This window comes from Nocardioides sp. InS609-2 (assembly GCF_023208195.1).
Taxonomy (GTDB): domain Bacteria; phylum Actinomycetota; class Actinomycetes; order Propionibacteriales; family Nocardioidaceae; genus Nocardioides.
Window position 1 is genome coordinate 3,092,562 of the sequence record NZ_CP060034.1, and the last position, 18,621, is coordinate 3,111,182.

At 70.3% G+C, this 18,621-nt stretch carries 16 protein-coding genes and 2 riboswitches; of the genes, 12 read left to right on the forward strand and 4 right to left on the reverse strand.

All coding sequences use genetic code 11. The features are described from left to right. Nucleotides 1-14 precede the first annotated feature (14 nt). The 4 genes from xdhC (at nucleotide 15) to H4Q84_RS16025 (ending at nucleotide 3,566) form a co-directional block, all read left to right on the forward strand. Nucleotides 15-848, forward strand: a complete 834-nt coding sequence (gene xdhC / locus H4Q84_RS16010; protein WP_248580078.1) for a xanthine dehydrogenase accessory protein XdhC — start codon at nucleotides 15-17, stop codon at nucleotides 846-848. After that, on the forward strand, nucleotides 845-2,137 hold the full coding sequence (gene guaD, locus H4Q84_RS16015) for a guanine deaminase (RefSeq protein WP_248580079.1): 1,293 nt from the start codon (nucleotides 845-847) through the stop codon (nucleotides 2,135-2,137). The genes xdhC and guaD overlap by 4 nt, the downstream gene beginning before the upstream one ends. Before the next feature lie 69 nt (nucleotides 2,138-2,206). After that, nucleotides 2,207-3,007 (forward strand): IclR family transcriptional regulator, encoded by an 801-nt coding sequence (locus H4Q84_RS16020; RefSeq protein ID WP_248580080.1) that lies wholly within the window; start codon nucleotides 2,207-2,209, stop codon nucleotides 3,005-3,007. Between the two features lie 277 nt (nucleotides 3,008-3,284). After that, a riboswitch (guanidine-III (ykkC-III) riboswitch) is annotated at nucleotides 3,285-3,348 on the forward strand. Between the two features lie 11 nt (nucleotides 3,349-3,359). Continuing rightward, a complete protein-coding gene (locus tag H4Q84_RS16025) occupies nucleotides 3,360-3,566 on the forward strand; it encodes an SMR family transporter (RefSeq protein ID WP_248580081.1) in 207 nt (68 codons plus the stop codon). A gap of 103 nt (nucleotides 3,567-3,669) precedes the next feature. Here the strand turns inward: H4Q84_RS16025 and H4Q84_RS16030 are convergent, their stop codons facing one another. Further along, nucleotides 3,670-4,785 (reverse strand): winged helix DNA-binding domain-containing protein, encoded by a 1,116-nt coding sequence (locus H4Q84_RS16030; protein ID WP_248580082.1) that lies wholly within the window; start codon nucleotides 4,783-4,785, stop codon nucleotides 3,670-3,672. A 51-nt stretch (nucleotides 4,786-4,836) separates the two neighbouring features. On the opposite strand from H4Q84_RS16030, the gene H4Q84_RS16035 reads away from it, so the two are divergent. Then, nucleotides 4,837-5,628: a glycerophosphodiester phosphodiesterase family protein gene (locus H4Q84_RS16035; RefSeq protein WP_248580083.1), complete on the forward strand. Its 792-nt coding sequence runs from the start codon at nucleotides 4,837-4,839 to the stop codon at nucleotides 5,626-5,628. A gap of 3 nt (nucleotides 5,629-5,631) precedes the next feature. Here H4Q84_RS16035 and H4Q84_RS16040 read toward each other — a convergent pair whose 3' ends face one another. Further along, nucleotides 5,632-6,528 (reverse strand): alpha/beta hydrolase, encoded by an 897-nt coding sequence (locus H4Q84_RS16040; RefSeq protein WP_248580084.1) that lies wholly within the window; start codon nucleotides 6,526-6,528, stop codon nucleotides 5,632-5,634. A 152-nt stretch (nucleotides 6,529-6,680) separates the two neighbouring features. Next, a riboswitch (TPP riboswitch) is annotated at nucleotides 6,681-6,786 on the forward strand. Between H4Q84_RS16040 and H4Q84_RS16045 the strand changes: the two genes are divergently transcribed. From H4Q84_RS16045 to H4Q84_RS16065, 5 genes are all read left to right on the forward strand, one after another. Further along, complete coding sequence (locus H4Q84_RS16045) at nucleotides 6,778-7,854, forward strand: thiamine ABC transporter substrate-binding protein (protein WP_248580085.1); 1,077 nt, start codon at nucleotides 6,778-6,780, stop codon at nucleotides 7,852-7,854. Its footprint overlaps the riboswitch before it by 9 nt. A 1-nt stretch (nucleotide 7,855) precedes the next feature. Beyond that, nucleotides 7,856-9,493: an iron ABC transporter permease gene (locus H4Q84_RS16050; RefSeq protein WP_248580086.1), complete on the forward strand. Its 1,638-nt coding sequence runs from the start codon at nucleotides 7,856-7,858 to the stop codon at nucleotides 9,491-9,493. Nucleotide 9,494: 1 nt separating this feature from the next. After that, on the forward strand, nucleotides 9,495-10,526 hold the full coding sequence (locus H4Q84_RS16055; RefSeq protein WP_248580087.1) for an ABC transporter ATP-binding protein: 1,032 nt from the start codon (nucleotides 9,495-9,497) through the stop codon (nucleotides 10,524-10,526). A gap of 10 nt (nucleotides 10,527-10,536) precedes the next feature. Further along, nucleotides 10,537-11,583: a phosphatase PAP2 family protein gene (locus H4Q84_RS16060; RefSeq protein ID WP_248580088.1), complete on the forward strand. Its 1,047-nt coding sequence runs from the start codon at nucleotides 10,537-10,539 to the stop codon at nucleotides 11,581-11,583. Nucleotides 11,584-11,859: 276 nt separating this feature from the next. Continuing rightward, nucleotides 11,860-13,368, forward strand: coding sequence for a C40 family peptidase (locus H4Q84_RS16065; protein WP_248580089.1), 1,509 nt, complete (start codon nucleotides 11,860-11,862; stop codon nucleotides 13,366-13,368). Nucleotides 13,369-13,436: 68 nt separating this feature from the next. Here the strand turns inward: H4Q84_RS16065 and H4Q84_RS16070 are convergent, their stop codons facing one another. Next, a complete protein-coding gene (locus H4Q84_RS16070) occupies nucleotides 13,437-14,321 on the reverse strand; it encodes a sulfotransferase domain-containing protein (protein ID WP_248580090.1) in 885 nt (294 codons plus the stop codon). Nucleotides 14,322-14,398: 77 nt separating this feature from the next. Between H4Q84_RS16070 and H4Q84_RS16075 the strand changes: the two genes are divergently transcribed. Further along, nucleotides 14,399-16,456 (forward strand): acyl-CoA dehydrogenase family protein, encoded by a 2,058-nt coding sequence (locus H4Q84_RS16075; protein ID WP_248580091.1) that lies wholly within the window; start codon nucleotides 14,399-14,401, stop codon nucleotides 16,454-16,456. A 12-nt stretch (nucleotides 16,457-16,468) separates the two neighbouring features. Here the strand turns inward: H4Q84_RS16075 and H4Q84_RS16080 are convergent, their stop codons facing one another. Further along, complete coding sequence (locus H4Q84_RS16080; protein ID WP_349238369.1) at nucleotides 16,469-17,008, reverse strand: inorganic diphosphatase; 540 nt, start codon at nucleotides 17,006-17,008, stop codon at nucleotides 16,469-16,471. Between the two features lie 131 nt (nucleotides 17,009-17,139). Here H4Q84_RS16080 and dacB point away from each other — a divergent pair, with 131 nt between their 5' ends. After that, a complete protein-coding gene (gene dacB, locus H4Q84_RS16085; RefSeq protein ID WP_248580093.1) occupies nucleotides 17,140-18,621 on the forward strand; it encodes a D-alanyl-D-alanine carboxypeptidase/D-alanyl-D-alanine-endopeptidase in 1,482 nt (493 codons plus the stop codon).

The following is an 18,621-nucleotide window of genomic DNA, read 5'->3' on the forward strand; positions in this document are numbered from 1 at the left end:
ATGAGGAGGACGCCATGCACTGGCTGAGTGCCGTTGAGCACCTGCGCTCCCGCCGGGAGCCGGGTGTGCTGGTGACCGTCGCCGCCGTACGCGGGCACTCTCCCCGGGAGGCGGGGGCCAAGATGGTCGTCTCCGCCACGGGGACCTGGGGATCGGTGGGGGGCGGCAATCTCGAGGCGCGCGCGGTCGAGCGCGCCCGCGCCCTGCTGACGGACCCGGCAGCTGCTCCGGAGATGTTCATCGCCGACCTGACCGACAAGGCTCCGCTCGAGTACGGCGTCCAGTGCTGCGGTGGGGAGGTGACCGTGCTCCTGGAGCCGTTGGCCGTGCTGCCCGTGGTGGCGATCTTCGGCATGGGCCATGTGGGTCTCGAGCTGGCCCGGATCCTGGCCCGTCACGACCTGGACCTGCACCTCGTCGACTCGCGGCCAGCACAGCTCACCCCCGAGGTGCTCTCGGTGCTCGACGACGCCCAGGCCCGAGTTCACACCCACCACGTCCCGGTGCTGCCCGAACTGGTGCTGGGCGAGCTCCCGGCGGGCACCCATGTGCTTGTGATGACCCACGACCACGCCGAGGACGCCGCGTTGATCGACGCCGCGCTCCGCACGGCCGACCTGGCCTCGATCGGGCTGATCGGGTCGAGCGCCAAATGGGCAAGATTCCGGAAGAAGCTCCTGGCCGAGGGTCACGACGACCAGGCCCTGGCCAAGATCACGACCCCGATCGGGGCCCCCGAGCTCACCGGGAAGCAGCCAGCCATCATCGCCGTCGCGGTTGCGGCAGCCCTGCTGCAGCGCTTCCAGCGCGACGTCGTCAACGACTACTCGGAGGTCCACCACCGATGACCTTGTTCCTGGGGACGTTCCTGGACACCCCTGAAGACCCGTTCGCAGGCGGATCCCTGCGGAGCGTCGAGAACGGCGCCCTGCTGGTGCGCGAGGGCACCATCGTCAGGCGCGGCACGGCCCAGGCCCTGCGCTCGGCACATCCCGACGAGGAGATCGTCGACCTCTCCGGAGGCCTGGTGCTGCCCGGGTTCGTCGACACTCACGTCCACTTCCCCCAGGTGCGAATGATCGGTGCCCTCGGCATGCCGCTGCTCGACTGGCTCGAGCACAGCGCCCTGCCCGAGGAGGCCAGGCTCGCCGACACCGACTACGCGGGCGAGGTCGCCGACGAGTTCCTGAGCGGCCTGACATCGGCCGGCACCACGACGGCGCTGGTCTTCGGGGCACACTTCCCCGCCGCGGTCGACCTGCTCTTCACCCGCGCCGCCGAGATCGGTCTGCGGATGACCAGCGGCCTGGTGGTCAGCGACCGGATCCTGCGACCCGACCTGCTCACCGCCCCCCAGACGGCGTACGACGACGGGCTTGCCCTCGCCAAGCGCTGGCACGGCGTGGGCCGCAACCGATACGCCGTGATCCCGCGCTTCTCGCTGTCGTGCACCGAAGATCTGCTCGACTCGTGCGCTGCTTTGCTCGACGCGGTCGAGGGTTCGTGGTTCACCTCGCACATCAACGAGAACCTCGCCGAGGTCGCCACGGTCTGCGATCTGTTCGACCAGTGCGACAACTACCTCGCCTCCTATCACCGGCACGGCCTGGTCCGCAGCCACAGCGTCTTCGCCCACAACGTGCACGCGACGCCCGGTGAGCTCGAGATCCTGGCCCAGCAGGGCGCGGGCGTGGCGCACTGCCCGACGAGCAACTCCGCCCTGGGCAGTGGGCTGTTTCCCCTGCGCGAGCATGTCGAACACGGCGTGCAGGTGGCCCTGGGATCCGACGTCGGTGCCGGCACCGGCTTCTCCCTGTTCAAGGAGGGGCTCCAGGCCTACTTCATGCAACAGCTGCTGGGAGAGCGTGGCCTCAGCCTCAGCCCAGCCCATCTGCTCCACCTTGCGACCGCCGCCGGGGCTCGGGTGCTGGGGTTGGCAGACGAGGTGGGCGACTTCTCCGAGGGCAAGCAGTTCGACGCGTTGTGGCTTCGGCCCGGAGCCGGCACGCCGCTGGACATCGGCGTCCGGCACGCGGACGGACCCGGAGAGGCCCTGGGCAAGGCGTTCGCGATGGGCACCACGGCCGACGTCGCCCGCGTCTACGTTGCCGGTCACCCGATAGGGTCTTCCCGCTAGACTTCCGGCATACGGAAGCGCTTTTTCAACGCCGTCGACCTCGTCGACTCGGTAGGACATGGAGGAACCATGGTCAGCGAGGTGAAGAAGAACGGCGGTTCGCGCAGCGCTGGAGGTGTCCAGTCCCTCGACCGGGCCTTCGGGATCCTGGAGACGATGGCCGACGCCGGTGGGATCATCGGGCTCTCACAGCTCGCCCAAGACGCCGACCTCCCGCTGGCCACCATCCACCGACTCGTGCGCACGCTGGTCGACCTGGGCTACGTCCGCCAAGAGCAGTCCCGCCAGTACTCCCTCGGCCCGCGCCTGATGCGGCTCGCCGATGCCAGCTCCAAGCGGATCGCCACCTGGGCCAACCCGGCGATGATTGAGGCGGTGGCCAGGCTCGGGGAGTCGGTCAACCTCGCCGTGCTCGAGGGAGACGAGATCGTCTACGTCGCCCAGGTGCAGCCGTCGGCCAATTTCATGCGGATGTTCACCGAGGTCGGTCGGCGCACCTTCCCGCACGCCACCGCGGTCGGCAAGGCGATCCTCGCCGACCGCCCCGACGCCGAGGTGCTCGCGATGCTCAAGCGCACCGGGATGCCCCGGCACACCGATCACACCCTGATCGAGCCAGCGGAGTTTCTCGCCTCTCTGGCCCTGACCCGCGAGCGTGGCTTCGCCCTCGACGAAGGGGAGCAGGAGGTCGGTGTGCGCTGCGTCGCTGTCGTAGTCCCCGACGCCCCACAGCCGATGGCACTGTCGATGTCTGGCCCGCTGCCGAGGGTCGGCGACGACACCGTCCTGCGCGCCGCCCCGGTGCTGCGCGCGGCCGCCGTTGAGATCGCTACCGAGCTCAACCGCATCGGCGCCCTGAGCGACGTCTGACGCGCCCCCGACAAGCCTTGCCAAGTTCGTCGGCTCGGTTCCGACTGCGCTCCATCCCCCACGCGACCTGTGGAACCTGGTGGCCGACGACCTGCTTCCGGACGCGCGGACCGCGGTCCGGGCCTGTGCTCGGCTGGTCCTCCGCCTGCGCTGACGCAGCCCTCCCACTTGTAACGCGCCGTTACTCACACTTCCACCCACTGATGGGCGCGGAACTGTGAGTATCGGCGCGTTACATGGCGAATTTGCCGATCGCCGGGGGCGTGCGAGCCTGAGTCCAGAGTCAGCTCTGACTCCCGGACGAGGGGTGCCGTACCCGGTCAGCGACAAGACGGCCCGGAAGGTTCTTCCGATGTCGTGGCTCATCCTCCTTGCCTCCGGTGTGCTCGAAGCGGTCTGGGCGACCGCGCTGGGCCGCTCGGACGGCTTCACCCGCCTCACGCCGAGCATCGTCTTCGGCGTCGCGCTCGTCGGCAGCATGGCTGGCCTCGCGGTCGCGATGAAGGACCTCCCGATCGGCACGGCGTACGCCGTATGGTTGGCGTCGGCGCTGCGTTGACGGTCCTCTACGCGATGGCCAGCGGGGCCGAACCCGTGTCAACCATGCGGATCCTGCTGATCCTCGGTCTCGTGGGCTGCGTCGTGGGGTTGAAGCTCGCGCACTAGTCCCGCGTCACCGACAGCGACGTGACCGTCACGCCGTACGCCGCCTCGACGGCCGCGATCGGCGACTCGAGCTCGGCCTTGGTGGGCCGGCGGGTGCCGCCGAACCACGCCACCGCGCAGGCTCGCCTGGCACCAGAGCCGGGGAGGCGCCAGTAGCCGGTCAGCCGACCGTCGACCAGGAGCGGCGCCAGCAGCAGACCGTTGTCCTGCGACCACAGCCGCTGGTAGTGCCCGGGCGACACGAAGCGCGCACGGGCCGGCGGGTCGTAGGCACACAGCAACGCGTCGAACTCCGGCAGCAGCCGCACCCCCGGCAGCGAAACGGGCGCGGGTGGCGACGGCAGGTCGAAGTAGTCGAGCCGATCAGGCCCGGGTTCACTCAGCAGGTCGAGCCGGGCCAGCGACGCGTCGACGACACGCAGGCCGACGCCGGCCCACCAGGCGAGGTCGCGACGGCTGGCGGGTCCGTGGCAGGCCAGGTGGCGGCGAACCAACGCGTCCATCGCGCTGTCGGGATCACCGAGTATGTCGCTCCGGTCGCCCAGCAGCGCGGCGGCAGCAGAGCGGTAGCCGGGCTTGCCCTGTCCTTCCCAGCCACCGCTCAACGGCCGCCGCACCAGGCCGCCGTGGCCGAAGGCGAAGTAGTGCGTCTGGATGCGCGGCTGCCCGCTCGGATCGTGCTCGGCCAGCCAGGCATGCAGGTGCTCGTCGAGCTCGACCGGGGTGCGCCAGTCGGCTGACGCGAACTCCTCGATGCCGGCCCACACCTGCTCGAGCGTGACGTCGGCGGGCCGGATCGTGCGCTGCCACAGGGTGCGCTGGCCCACCCGCGTCGCCGACTCCAGCAGCACGTGGTCGTCCGGAGTCGAGGTGTGCACGGTGCCTCGAAGGGTGCTGCCGCGCACGATCCGCAGCTCGTCGTACGCCGCACTGATGTCGGCGAGGGTGGTGTCGGGGAAGCGGGCCGCCAGCGCGACGTACGGCGACCGCGCGGTCTGGGACTGGATCGGGCCGATCCGCTGGAGCATGGCCGCGACGTCAGGGCTGCCGTCGGTCTCGGGGAACTGGCGAGCCAGCGCCAGACCGGCGAGGTCGCTCCACTCGTAGGGCATCTTCGGAGTCTGTCATCGAGCACCCACAGTCGTGAGGCAGAATGCGGCCTCATGCGCTTCGGGGGACTTCTGACCGCTGTCGTCGTCCTCGCGGGGACGTTGGCCGCGACAGTGACGGCGCCTGCGCACGCCGCGAAGGCCGGCGACTTCCGCATCACCGCCCACCGCGGCGCGCCCACCCGCGACATCACCGAGAACACGATCAGGTCGATGCGGCGGGCGGTCCGGCTCAAGGCCTCCGCGCTCGAGACCGACATCCGGATGACCAAGGACGGCCAGGTCGTCCTGATGCACGACCCCACGCTCGACCGCACGACCGACTGCAGCGGGCGGGTCTCCGACAGGTCGATGCACTATCTGCGCAAGCGCTGCCGCGGCAACCGCGGCGCAGAGATGGTGCCGACGCTGGGCGCCGTACTCCGCCTGGCCGACAAGCACCACGTCAACCTGCTCATGGAGTTCAAGGGCGACCACTGGCCGAAGGCCGACGTCGCACGCGTGAACGAGGTCATCGTCGGGGTAGGCATGCAGGCCCGCGTGACGGCGATGTCGTTCCATCCGGTGCCGCTGCGCCGGACCGAGGCCATCAACCCGGGCATCGACACCACCCTGCTCGTACGACGTTGGGCCCAGGTCGACGCTGCCCTGACCTATGCCGACGGGGTGACCCTCGCGACCGGTGAGATGACCGCCGAGCGCGTCACCGCCATCCACGGGGTCGGCAAGAGGGTCATCGCCAAGAAGGCCAACAACACCACCAGGTGGAAGCAGCTGAAGAGGCTCGACGTCGGTGACCTGATCACCGACCGGGTGAGCGGCTACCGCAACTGGCTTCGTCGCTGATCCTCAGCCCAGGAAGGCGATCGTCTGCCTGAACGCCCGGCGTGCCTCGGGTACGAACGGCAGCAGGCTGTAGACGTGGATGAAACCCGGCTCCTCGATCACCGAGAGATCCCAGCCGTCCTCGACCGAGCGCGCGGTGAGCAGCCGACAGCCGGGCGCGATCGTGTCGCGGGTGCCGTACATCAGCAGCGCGGGCGGCAGGCCGGCCAGCGATCCGAACACCGGCGAGACCTCCGGGCGGCCGAGGTCCTCGGGCGAGCCCGCCCACCACTCGGCGTACGCCCGGACCTTGCCGATGAACAGCCACGGGTCGGTGAGCGTGACCGTCTCCGTCTCGGGTGTGCTGGTGGTCAGGTCGACCCACGGCGCGTGCAGCACCAGGTGCGTCGGCTGCGGCCCACCCCGGTCGCGCAGGGCGAGGGCGAGCGCCAGGGCGTAGCCGCCACCGGCCGAGTCGCCGGTCAGCACCATCGGCTCCTCGGCCCAGCGGGCCGCCGACGTGGTCATCGCGTCGAACGAGTCACGCCAGGTGTGCTCCGGGGCCAGCGGGTAGTCGGGCATCACCACCCGCGCGCCGACGGCCCTGGCCAGCAGGGTCGCGTAGCGCACGTGGAAAGCGTCGATCGGCGCGTTGTAGGCACCGCCGTGCACGTAGAACAGCGTCCGGGTCGGCCGGACGTGCCGAGGCGTGATGACGTACGTCGGGAAGCCGGCGCTGTCGTCGCGCACCACCGAGAACCGGCGGCCGAACCGCGGCACCGCCTTCGTCGGCAACGACCGGTCGAGCCCGTTGTGCCAGGCGATGATCCGCGCGCGCTCGTGCTCCGGGGTGACCAGCTCGCCACTCTTCTTGAGGCGCGGGACGAGGTAGGCAAGGAGCTCGTGGCGGCGACTCGGCATGCCCCGAACCCTAGAGGGCCACGGTCTCGACACACCTCGCTCGTTCCTCGCGAGGCACTCGACCACCGAGTTCAGCTCGTTGGTCGAGTAACCGGCGCAGCGAGCGTATCGAGACCCCGTCAGAGCGACAGGCGCGTGCGACGTAGGCTGGTCGCACAAGACAGGGGAGCACCCGAGTGCTGAGAGTGCGGACGAAGCCGCAGACCCTCCGAACCTGCTCCGGTTAACACCGGCGAAGGGAGTCATCTGATGACCCACCATGTCCAGCGCAGCGTCTCCACCATGCTCGCAACCCTTGCGCTGCTCGCCACCTCGGCCTGCAGCACGGTCGGCAACAGCGAGTCCGACGACACCGAGACCGACGGGCCGGTGCCCGACGAGGTCGTGCTCGTCACGCACGAGTCGTTCGCGCTGCCCGACGAGCTGGTCGCCGGGTTCGAGAAGGAGTCGGGCTTCAAGCTCGTCACCCGCGCCGCAGGTGATGCCGGCACGCTGTCGGCCAAGCTGTCGCTGACCCAGGGCAACCCCACCGGCGACGTCGCCTTCGGTATCGACAACACCTTCGCGTCGCGCACCCTCGACGAGGGGGTGTTCGACACCTACGCGCCGACCCTGCCCGAGGGCGCCGACGCGTACGCGCTTCCCGAGAGTGCCGACAAGCTGACGCCGGTCGACGTCGGCCATGTCTGCGTCAACGTCGACAAGACCTGGTTCGCCGAGAAGAAGCTGACACCGCCGGCCACTCTCGAGGACCTCACCAAGCCTGCGTACAAGGACCTCTTCGTCACCCCCGGCGCCTCGACCTCCTCGCCGGGAATGGCGTTCCTGCTCAGCACCGTCGCAGAGTACGGCGACGACTGGCCGGCCTACTGGGAGCGACTGCTCGCCAACGGCACCGAGATCGTCGACGGCTGGTCGGACGCCTACTACACCGACTTCACGCAGGGCGGCGAGGGCGGCACCCGCCCGATCGTGCTGTCCTACGACTCCTCGCCGGCCTTCACGATCTCCAAGGACAAGAAGAGCTCGACGACCGCCGCGCTGCTCGACACGTGCTTCCGCTCCGTCGAGTACGCCGGCGTGCTGGCCGGTGCCGAGAACCCCGACGGCGCCGAGGCGCTGATCGACTTCCTGCTCACCGACGAGGTGCAGGCGGCGCTGCCCGAGAGCATGTACGTCTTCCCGGTCTCCTCGACCGTCGAGCTGCCCAAGGACTGGGCCGCCTTCGCCGAGCAGCCCACCGCGCCGTACGACGTCGACCCGGCCGAGATCGCAGCCAACCGCGAGTCGTGGCTGACCGAGTGGACCGACGTCACCACTCGCTGACGTGACCCGTCGGCTGCTCACCCTCGCCGGGCTGGCGGCCCTGCCGCTGGCCGTGCTCGGCGTGTTCTTCGCGCTGCCGGTGGGCGGCATGGTGGCGCGGGGGCTCTGGCCCGACGGCAACTTCGACCCGCAAGGACTCGTCGAGGTGCTGGGGCGGCCGCGGGTTCACCGGGTGCTGGGGTTCACGCTCTGGTCGGCGACCCTCGGCACGGTCTTGTCGGTGGCGGTCGGGTTGCCCGCGGCGTACGTCCTGCACCGTCTGGACCTGCCCGGACGACGCACCGTGCGAGCCGCGTTGCTGGTGCCGTTCGTGCTGCCGACCGTGGTCGTCGGTGTCGCCTTCCGGCAGCTGCTGGGGGAGGGCGGACCGCTCGCGTTCCTCGGCCTCGACGGCACGCCCGCGGCCATCATCGCGGGGCTGGTGTTCTTCAACGCAGCCGTCGTGATCCGCGCCGTCGGCGCGGCCTGGGAGTCGCTCGACGCCCGTCCCGGGGAGGCCGCGGCGGCGCTGGGGGCGACGCCGTTCCAGGTGCTGCGCACGGTCACGCTGCCGGCGCTGCGACCGGCGATCGTCTCGTCGGCGAGCGTCGTCTTCCTGTTCTGCGCCACGGCCTTCGGCATCGTGCTGACCCTCGGCGGGGTGCGCTACAGCACGGTGGAGACCGAGATCTACCTGCTGACCACGACTCTCTTCGACCTCCAGTCGGCGGCTGCGTTGTCGGTGCTGCAGCTGGTCGTCGTCACGGGGTTGCTGATCGTGACCGGCCGGCTGCGCGCCGTACCCGACCCGACCGTGTCGCGACAGGCCCCGCGGCCGGGGCGGGTCTCGCGCCGCGACGCACCCGCCCTGGTCGCGACGGCCGTGCTGCTTGCGCTGGTGGCCGCGCCACTCGCCACCCTGCTCGCCGGCTCGCTGCGCGTCGACGGCGCGTGGAGCGTCGACAACTACCGGGCGCTGAGCACCACCGGCGAGGATCCGACGGTGCTGGTCTCGGTCGGCGAGGCACTGCTCATCTCCTTGCGCACCGCCGTCGACGCCACCTGGATCGCCCTGCTGCTCGGCCTCAGCGTGGCCCTCGTGGTGACCCGGCGATCCCGGTCGCGCGGAGAACGACGGGTCCGGTCGCTGCTCGACGGTGTCTTCATGCTGCCGCTCGGGGTGTCGGCGGTGACGCTCGGCTTCGGCTTCCTGATCACCCTCGACCGGCCGCCGCTCGACCTACGCGACTCGCCGTTCCTGGTGCCGATCGCGCAAGCGCTGGTGGCGTTGCCGCTGGTGGTGCGCACTCTCGTGCCGGTGCTCGCCGGCATCGACGACCGGCAGCGCCAGGCGGCCGCGTCGCTGGGTGCCGGGCCGCTGCGTGCGCTCTGGACCGTCGACGTGCCCGTGATCTGGAAGCCGCTGCTGGCCGCGAGTGGTTTCGCGTTCGCGGCGTCGCTGGGGGAGTTCGGCGCCACCGCGTTCCTTGCCCGCGACGACCATCCGACGTTGCCCGTGGTGATCTTCAAGCTGATCGGCCGGCCGGGCGAGATGAACTACGGCATGGCGCTGGCCGCCTCGGTGGTCCTCGCGACGACCACCGCGGTCTTGATGCTGGCCGTCGAACGGCTGCGGGTGCCGTCGATGGGAGCCTTCTGACATGAGTGGCCATCCCCTGCCCGGTCTGCAGCTGCGGAGCGTCACCGTGCGGTACGACGACCTCGTCGCCGTCAGCGACGTGAGCCTCGACCTCCCGGCCGGCGAGGTGCTGGCGGTGCTCGGCCCGTCGGGTTGCGGCAAGTCGACGCTGCTGCGCGCGGTGGCCGGCCTCGAGCCGGTGGCAGGCGGCTCGATCGCGTACGACGGCGCCGACCTGGCCGGCGTACCGACTCATCGCCGGGGGTTCGCGCTGATGTTCCAGGACGGCCAGCTCTTCGGCCACCTCAGCGTGGCCCGCAACGTCGGCTACGCACTGCGGCTGCGCCGTACTCCTCGTCTCGAGCTGGCCGCCCGGGTCGACGAGCTGCTCGAGCTCGTGGGCCTGGCCGGGTACGCCGAGCGGTTGCCGGCCACCCTCTCGGGCGGTGAGCGGCAACGCGTGGCGCTGGCCCGGGCGCTGGCGGTCGACCCGCGGCTGATCCTGCTCGACGAGCCGCTGTCGGCGCTCGACGCGACGCTTCGCGAACGGCTCGCGGCCGACCTCCGCGAGATCCTGCGCAAGGCCGGCACGACCGCCCTGATGGTCACCCACGACCACGACGAGGCGTTCGCCGTGGCCGACCGGATCGCCGTCATGCGCGCGGGCCGGCTCATCCAGGATGGCCCGATCAGCGACGTGTGGCAGCACCCGACCGACACCGACACCGCCTACTTCCTCGGCTACGCGACCGTGCTGGCCGGCGAGCCGGCCGACCGGATGGCGGTGGCGGCCGGGCTGCCGCCGGGGCAGGACGTCGCGCTGCGCCGGTCGGCCCTGGTGTTCGACGAGGCCGGGCCGGTCGACGGCGTCGTACTGTCCGCGCACGCGACGCCCGAGCAGCTGCGGCTCGTCGTGGAGGTCCCCGATCTCGGCCCCCTGCACGGGGTCGCGTCCCTCGGCAGTCACGTCGCTCCCGGCGACGCGGTGCACCTGCGCATCGACCGGTCGCGGACCGCACCGGTGCCCCGCACTCGCGCTTCCGCGGCCCCCTAGACTGGCGCCCGTGTATCGCCGTGCCTATGTACTCCTCATCGGCATTGCCGCGACCATGGGCGCGCTCGCGGTCATCACCGCCGTCTCGATCGACCGGCCGCTGCTCGACCCGGAAGGCTTCCTGGGCCCGGCCTTCCTGAGGCTGCCGATGCTGCTGCTCGGCGCGTTCCTGCTCGACGTGCTGCCGCGCACCGTGTGGCTCTCGCGGATGAACCCGACCGCGATCCCGGGCCTGGTCCGTGAGCGGGTGAGGTTCCACTGGACCCGTGAGCGGCTGACGCTGATGGTCCTGGGCGTCTCGTGCTTCTACGTCACCTACGTCAGCTACCGCAACCTCAAGTCGTACCTGCCGTTCGTGATGGGCGAGAAGAAGTACGACCGCGAGCTCCACCTCGTCGACCGTGCGCTGTTCTTCGGGCACGAGCCGGCCGCTGTGCTGCACGCGATGTTCGGCGAGGGCTTCTCCGCGCACATCCTCTCGACCGTCTACCTGTGGTTCCTGCCGCTGGTGCCGCTGGCGCTCACGGCCTGGCTGATCTGGTCGCGCAACATCACGTTCGGCTACTGGTTCGCGACGTCGCAGTGCATCGCCTGGGCCCTCGGCACGGCGTCCTACTACGCACTGCCGACCCTCGGCCCGGGCTTCCGCTACCCGTGGCTCTACGGCGACCTTCCCGAGACCGGGTCGTCGACGTTGATGGAGGGTCTGTTCTACGGGCGAAATGGCGTGATCCACGGCGACCTCGAGCGCGCCGTCCAGTCGGTGGCCGGCTTCGCCAGCCTGCACACGGCGATCACTCTGCTCGTCGCGCTGATGGTCCACTACACGCTGCGCAGCAAGGTGCTGAAGTGGATCTTCTGGGTGAACTTCGGCTTCACGGTTGTCGCCACCCTCTACTTCGGCTGGCACTACGTCGCCGACGACATCGCGGGCCTAGTCATCGCCCTGATCGCGTTCTACGTCGGCGGCATCGCCTCCGGCCAGAAGTTCGACCGGCACGGGCTCGCGTCGCATCCGACGTCGACCACCTCTGCCGTGCCCGTCGACGTCGACTGACGCGCCGTACTGGTCGCTCGCAGTGATACCCGGCTGACCGGGTGTCACGTCGGTTTGGCGTCGTTGCAACGCACTCGAGGCGTGAGAAACGACCCCGAAGCTCGGCGAACCAGCGAATTACAACGCTGTAGTTCGTCAAGTCGACACGCCGTGCACAGGTGGGAAAATTGGGAAAGTTGTTTCTTTTGTGACTGGTGAGCACTAGCGTGCTCGAAGTGCCCTGGGGGATTGGGAAGTCCGCCGGGGCACGGTGATGACTCGAACAAGGGGAAGAACATGCGACACGTCAGTGTCCGATCGTGGGGCGTCGCCGCCACACTGAGCCTGGTGCTCGTCGGCGGCGTCACCTCGGCCTCCGCGGCCGACGACTCCACGTCCGGCGACACATCGGGTGACAGCGCGGGTGACACCGTGCCCACCGAACAGGACATCGCCGACGCGCAGGCGGCGGCGAGCGACAAGGCTCGCGACGTCTCGTCCGTGCGCTCCGACCTCGTGCTCGCCAACCAGCGCCTCGACGACTCCGCGATCGAGGCCGCGATGGCCGCCGAGTCCTACAACGGTGCCCTCTGGCGTCTCGACCAGGCCCGTGAGGCAGCCAGGGCCGCCGACCGGCACGCCGACGCCGCGAGCGCCGACGTACAACGTCAGCGTGAGGTGTACGGCGCCGCGCTGGTCCGCTCCTACGAGCTCGCCCCCGGCGTGACCGGCCTCTCGGCGATGGTCGGGGCCGACGGCATCCAGGGCGTCATCGAGCGCGGGGCCACGATGGCCAACGCCGAGGACGCGCTCGACGGGCGCTACGACCAGTTCCGTGCGGCAGCCACGCTCGCCGACGTCGCCAGGGACCAGGCCACCGAGGCCCGTGCCGAAGCGGCCGACCTCGAACGCGAAGCCCGCGCGGCCCGCGACGCCGCCCAGTCGGCTGCCGACGCCGCGCTCGCGCAGTCGCAGTCGATCGCCGTTGAGAAGACCCAGCTCATCTCCGAGCTCGCCGACCTGCAGGGCATCAGCGTCGACCTGGCCCAGAAGCGGCAGACCGCTCTCGAGGAGGCCGCCGCTGAAGCCGCGGCTGCTGCCGCAGCAAAGGCGGCGGAGGAAGCGGCCGCGAAGGCCGCAGCCGAGGAAGCGGCCGCGAAGGCTGCTGCCGAGTCCGCCAAGAAGGCCGCGGACAAGCAGGCCGCCGACGCAGCGAAGAAGGCGGCCGACGAGGCCGCGAAGAAGGCCGCGGAGGACGCTGCCAAGAAGGCGGCGGAGGACGCTGCCAAGAAGACCCCCAAGCCGACGCCGACGCCGACCCCCAAGCCGACGCCGACGCCGACGCCTACGCCGACGCCGACGCCGACGCCTACGCCGACTCCGACGCCGACCCCCACTCCCACGCCGACTCCGACTCCGACGCCCCCGCCTCCGGCAGCCACCGGCAACGCCGGTGCCGCCATCGCCTTCGCGGCCGCCCAGATCGGTGACCCCTACAAGTGGGGTGCGACCGGGCCGAACGCCTGGGACTGCTCGGGTCTCACGATGGGTGCGTGGCAGGCCGGCGGCATCTCGTTGCCGCACTACAGCGTCGCGCAGTACTCCGCCTCCTCGCCGGTCGCCTCAACCGGTCTGCAGGCGGGAGACCTGGTGTTCTGGGGCTCTTCGAGCAGCCCGTCGTCGATCTACCACGTCGCCCTCTACGTCGGTGGCGGCCAGATGATCCACGCACCGCGCACCGGCCGCCCGGTGGTCCAGGAGTCGATGTACTCCTGGCGGGCGCCGAACTTCTTCGCCCGTCCCTGACGGCCGCCTTCTTCGTTGGTCGAGTAGCCGCGAGGAACGAGCGGCGTATCGAGACCTGATCGCTGGCGCTACTCGACCGACGAGGAAGCGGGAGTGGGGGGCGCGACCTTGGTCGCGAACCGCTCGGCGAGTACGCCGGGCTCCAGGTCGCCGGCGAGGATCCGGCTCGTCGGCCAGGCCGACGTGTCGATGCCCGACAGCTTGCCGAAAAGCACCAGGTCCTCGGCGTACAACGACGCGAGTCCGCTGATCTCGTCAGCGGTGGGGGCGGTGCCGCTGACCAGCTCGGCGCCGGCGTAGCGGTTGCGCAGCGGCGGCCGCTGGTCGAAGCGCGGCAGGTCGAGGAAGTCGGTGACGCTGTCGACGGTGTCGTCGTACTCGCGCAGCAGGGTGCGGAACTCCAGCAGTAGCCACTGCTCTCGCGGGAAGATGCTGAACCCGCGCTCGAGCTGCGCGCCGTAGAAGCCGCGCGCGACGCCCGAGAGGTGCTTGTACCGCATCGCCGACACATCGTCCGGGATCGAGGAAGGCAGCGTGGTGGGCCGGAACTCGGTGATGAAGCCCGACCAGTCGGGCCAGTCGGGGTGCCGGGTGCGGAGCATCGTCCAGTGCGAGAAGAGCCGCTCGATCGGGTCGCGGAACACCGCGATCAGCGGCATGTCCGGCTTGTAGGCGCGCATCCGCTCGAGCGCGCCCGGCCACATGATGTAGACCGGCGTCGAGTCGCCGACCATCGAGTGCACTGCCGAGCGCTTCGGCGCGGTGTAGTCGGCCTCGTAGTCGGGGGCGGACCAGTCGTAGCCCTCGTCGTTGAAGAAGTGCGCTTCCTTGCGCGGCGGCCGGCACACCAGGCGGTGCTGGCTGATGGTTCCGGAGAGGGTGGAGGTGCCCGACTTCTGGCAGCCGACGATGGAGAAGTTGTAGCCGAGGCGGCCGTACGACGCGTCGTTCACAGCTCCCGTTCACCCACTTCTCGATCGGTCTCTCCGGTCCCGTTCCGCGGAGTCGCGCCGAGAGTACCGTGACCGCCATGTCATCCCACGTCGACGCGAAGGACCTCCCCACCGAGCTCTCACCGTCACCCGCCGACGACCAGCCGGCCGAGACCAGCGACGAGACGACCCCCACCGAGAAGGGCTACCGCCAGCCCGAGATCGACGTGGTCGCGCTGACCGGTGTGCTCGACGGGAAGTACGCCGAGGTGCGGGCGCTCGTGCGCGACAACCTCGTTGCCCACGCGGCGATCCTCGAGGACGCCGAGACGATGACCCGCGAGGACTTCCGTGACCGGGTGCGCGACGTCGTCGTCGAGATGGCCGGCACCGGCCAGACCGGCATGGGCTTCCCCGCGGAGTACGGCGGCGGCGCCGACATCGGCGCGTCCGTGGCCGCCTTCGAGACCCTGGCGATGGGAGACCTCTCGGTGCTGGTCAAGGTGGGCGTGCAGTTCGGCCTCTTCGGCGGCGCGATCCTCCAGCTCGGCACGAAGCCGCACCACGACGCCTATCTCGAGGACCTGATCACCGGCCGCCTGATGGGCTGCTTCGCGATGACCGAGACCGGCCACGGCTCCAACGTGCAGGCCCTCGGCACCGTCGCGACGTACGACGCGGCGACACAGGAGTTCGTCATCACGACCTCCGACGACTCGGCCCGCAAGGACTACATCGGCAACGCCGCCCGGCACGCCGCTTCGGCCGTCGTCTTCGCGCAGCTCGACATCGAGGGTGAGGGCCGCGGCGTGCACGCGTTCGTCGTACCGATCCGCGTCGACGGCGAACCCGCTCCCGGCGTACGCATCGAGGACTGTGGCATCAAGTTGGGCCTCGGCGGAGTCGACAACGGCCGGCTCTGGTTCGACGGGGTGCGCGTCCCGCGCGGCAGCCTGCTCAACCGCTTCGCGGACGTCACGCCCGAAGGTCGCTACGAGTCGTCGATCGACAACCCCAACCGCCGCTTCTTCACGATGCTCGGCACCCTCGTGCAGGGCCGGGTGTGTGTCGGCGGCGCGGGCATCAACGCCTCAAAGGTAGCGCTGGCGATCGCCATCAAGTATGCCGTCCGGCGCCGGCAGTTCGAGGCGACCGACCCGCCCATGGAGGACCTCCTCCTCGACTACGGCATGCACCAGCGCCGGCTGTTCCCCCTGCTGGCCCGCACGTATGCCCTGCACTTCGCGCAGGAGGTCGTCGCGTCCCAGCTGCACGACGTGCTCTCCGGCACCACCACGGAGGAGCACGCGAGGCGCGAGCTCGAGTCGCGCGCGGCAGGCACCAAGGCCCTCGGCACCTGGCACGCCACCCGCACGATCCAGGAGTGCCGCGAGGCCTGCGGCGGTGCGGGCTACCTCTCGATCAACCGGTTCGCCGCGCTCAAGGCCGACACCGACGTCTTCACGACGTTCGAGGGCGACAACCACGTGCTGCTGCAGCTGGTGGCGAAGGGCTTGCTCACCGACTACAGCAGCGACTTCTCCGACCTCGACCAGTTCGGCATGGTGCGCTTCGTCGCCGGCCTCGCGGTAGGGACGGTGCTGGAGAAGACGGCCGTGCACAAGCTGGTGGAGCGCATCAAGGACGTGCTGCCCGGTGGCGACACCTGGGACCAGGAGGCCGGCCTGTTCGACCCCGACTACCAGCTGGCGATGCTGCGCTTCCGCGAGGAGCACATGCTCGGCGGCGTCGCCCGTCGCCTCAAGCGCGGCATCGACAACAACATGAACCCGGGCGAGGTCTTCTCACTCGTGCAGGACCACGTCATAGCCGCAGCCCGCGCCCACGTCGAACGGCTAGTGCTGGAGGCGTTCGTCGCAAAGGTCGGCACCCTCGATGACAATGACAACAAGGTCGCGCTCAACCTGCTGTGCGACCTGTTCGCACTGACCACGATCGAGGCCGACCGAGCGTGGTTCATGGAGCACGGCCGGCTCACGACCCAGCGGTCGAAGGCGATCAGCCGTGAGATCAACCGACTCTGCCGGAAGGTCCGCCCGCTCGCCGTCGACCTCGTCGATGCGTTCGGTGTGCCCGAGGAGATGCTGCGCTCGCCCGAGCTGATGAGCTGGGGCTCTGGCTCGGCGGTCGAGTAGCCCCGAGCAGGGTCAGACCAACTTGCCGAGGCTGTCGTCGGCGAGGTTCTCGACGTCGTTGCCGTTGCCGATCTGCTTGAAGCGCTCGAACGAGGCGTGCACCTCGGCCTCGGCCTCGGTCCGGCCGACCCAGTCGGCGCCGTCGACGGACTTGCCCGGCTCGAGGTCCTTGTAGACCTCGAAGAAGTGCTGGATCTCGAGGCGGTCGTACTTGGAGACGTGGTTGATGTCGCGCAGGTGCTCCAGGCGCGGGTCGTGCGACGGGACGCACAGCACCTTGTCGTCGCCACCCGCCTCGTCGGTCATCCGGAACATGCCGATCGCGCGGCAGGCGATGAGGCAGCCCGGGAACGTCGGCTGCTGCAGGATCACCAGCGCGTCGAGGGGATCACCGTCTTGGCCGAGGGTGTTCTCGATGAAGCCGTAGTCGGCCGGGTAGGCGGTCGAGGTGAAGAGCATGCGGTCGAGGCGGAGGCGGCCACTCTCGTGGTCGACTTCGTACTTGTTGCGCTCGCCCTTGGGGATCTCCACCAGTACGTCGAACTCGAGCACGTCTTCCTCCACTGATATGTCGATGAGAGGCAGCGGGGCGCCGCGGGCAACGCCCGGCGGGGTCGCGCCCGCTGCTGACCACAGTGTCGCGCACAATGGCGCCACACACGTAGTCGAGAGGGGGCCCATTCGTGGCGCGACGTGACGGACACCATCCCAACGGTCAGGCGTACGCCGGCCCCGGGGCGCGCTCGCACTGGCTGGCGACCCTCCTCGTGCTGGTCCTCGTGGGCACCGCCGTGGCGGCGTACCGCCTCGACTGGGGTGACCGCTACCTCGGCTGGGGCGCCGATCCCGGCACCGATCCGGCCGCCGTCGCACCGCCCGCCGGGCTGACCCTCCCGGAGCTGCCGGCGTCCGAGCCGGTCGCCGAACCCGTGGTCAGCAGCACCATCGACCCGACCGAGGTCACGGCAGCCCTGACGGGACGGCTGGGCGACAAGGACCTCGGCAAGCACGTGGTCGCAATGGTCTCCGACCTGTCTGGCGGCGAGCCGGTGTTCACGTCGGGCGCCGGCCCGGTCACACCTGCCTCGATCACCAAGCTGCTCACCGCCACCGCCGCGCTGACCGCCTACGGTCCGAGCGCGACGTTCTCGACGCGCGTCGTGGCCGGCGCGAGTCCGCGCGACATCGTGCTCGTGGGCGGTGGCGACCCCTTCCTCGCGAGCAGGCCGACCTCATCCAAGACCTACCCGCCACGCGCCGACGTGGTCACCCTCGCCCGCCAGGTCGCGGCAGGGCTGACGACGAAGAAGGTCCGGGTGACCTACGACAGCTCGCTCTTCAGCGGCCCGGCCGTCAACCCTGCGTGGGAGCCGAGCTACGTGCCCGAGGGCATCGTGTCGCCGATCTCGGCGCTGTGGGTCGACGAGGGCCGCGACCCCAGTGGCTACGGTCGCGTCGCCGACCCGGCTCGCACAGCAGCCGACGTCTTCGCCAAGGCCCTGGCCGCTGAAGGCGTGCAGGTCGTCGGTACGCCGAAGCCCGTGGTCGCCGCCCAGGAAGCTGCCGTCCTCGGCACCGTCACCTCGGCGCCGCTGTCGGCGATCGTGCAGCGGGTGCTCGACGTCAGCGACAACGAGGCGGCCGAGGTGCTCGCCCACCATGTCGGGCTGTCCGTCTCGGGAGTCGGTTCGTTCGAGGCGGGCACGGCCGGCGTACTCCAGACCCTCACCGGGCTCGGCATCGACGTCACTGGTGACCAGGTCTTCGACGGCAGCGGGCTGTCGCGGGCCAACCTCGTCACGGCGTCGACGTTCACCCAGGTCCTCCAGGTCGCGTCGTCGTCGGCCCAGCCCGGACTGCGTGCGGTGATCGAGGGTCTGCCGGTTGCGGGCTTCACCGGCAGCCTCACCTACCGCTTCGACCGGGGTGCGCCCGAGGGTCGCGGCCGGGTGCGTGCCAAGACCGGCACCCTGGCGGCCGCGGGCGTCCACTCGCTCGCGGGGGTGGTCACGGATCTCGACGGCAACGCGATGACCTTCGTCGTCGCGGCGGACAAGGTGAAGCCCAACAAGAGCCTGGCGGCGCGGGTCGCCCTCGACGAGGTGGCTGCCGAGCTCGCAGCCTGCCACTGCTCGCCGGGAGCTCCAGTGGGAGGCACCGGCTAG